We start from the raw sequence: 1,229 nt of genomic DNA on the forward strand, positions 1-1,229 counted from the left end.
TGGACTTGTAACGGTTTTGTGCCGGTCACCTGAGCGTTTAGAGCTCGCAACAGGAGACCGACGAGATGATGAAGCATTCCGAAGAGTTTAAGCAGGAGGCGGTGCGGATCGCGCTGACCAGCGGGCTATCGCGTGGGCGTGTGGCCAAGGATTTGGGCATTGGTAAATCGACGCTGGGCAAGTGGCTGGCGCAGTATCGGCCAGCTGATCTGGTGTCAGCGCCGCAGGCAGATCTGGCCCGCGAGAACGAACGGCTTCGCCTTGAGAACCGCGTGCTCAAGGAGGAGAGGGACATCCTAAAAAAGGCCACGCAGTTCTTCGCGAGCCAGCGGCCGTGAGGTTCGCGTTCGTGGAGAGCTGGCGTCATGTCTGGCCGGTCGAGACGATCTGCCGGGTGATGCAGATCAGCACGCGTGGCTATCGTTCGTGGCGATCACGACCGGTCAGCCAGCGTTCCCGGACAGACATGGCAGTGCTGGCCCATATCCGGGAGCAATACAGCCTGAGCCTGGGCAGCTATGGTCGTCCGAGGATGACGATGGAACTCAAAGAGGCGGGCCTCGCTGTCGGCGAACGCCGTGTCGGGCGACTGATGAAGATCAATGGGATCAAGCCGGTCCGCACCCGCAGGCACAAGGTCACCACCGACAGCCATCATCGACTGGGTGTGGCGGCGAACTGGCTGGATGGGGATTTTGTTGCCGCTGCGCCCAACCAGAAGTGGGCTGGCGACATCACCTATATCTGGACGTTGGAAGGCTGGCTCTACCTGGCGGTCATCCTTGACCTGCACAGCAGGCGCGTCGTGGGCTGGGCCGTCAGCGACAGGATGAAGAAGGATCTGGCGATCCGTGCGCTCGATATGGCGGTGCGCCTGCGCAACCCACCGCCTGGTTGCATGTTCCATTCCGATCGCGGCAGCCAGTATTGCTCCTACGATTATCAGAAGAAGTTGCAGACCTACGGCCTGCAACCATCAATGAGTGGCAAGGGCAATTGCTACGACAACTCCGCCGTCGAGACGTTCTTCAAATCCCTGAAGGCTGAACTGATCTGGCGGCAAAAGTGGCCAACCCGACGTCAGGCGGAGGCTGCCATCTTCCAATACATCAACGGGTTCTACAACACCCGGCGCCGCCATTCGTATCTGGGCGGCATCAGCCCGCTCGCATTCGAAGCCAGGGTGGCATAGTGAGATCGGTGACCGGCGCAAAACCGTTACAAGTCCA

Annotated in this window: 1 protein-coding gene; it reads left to right on the plus strand. The window is 60.2% G+C overall.

Annotated elements, in window-relative coordinates:
- Positions 1–65: 65 nt before the first annotated feature.
- A protein-coding gene (locus tag ACSSV3_RS14545) for an IS3 family transposase (protein ID WP_454184825.1) occupies positions 66–1,192 on the plus strand; the annotation gives its coding sequence in 2 pieces (ribosomal slippage) (positions 66–306 and positions 306–1,192; 1,128 coding nt in all).
- Positions 1,193–1,229: the final 37 nt, after the last annotated feature.

It is taken from the genome of Porphyrobacter sp. MBR-49, assembly GCF_053628655.1.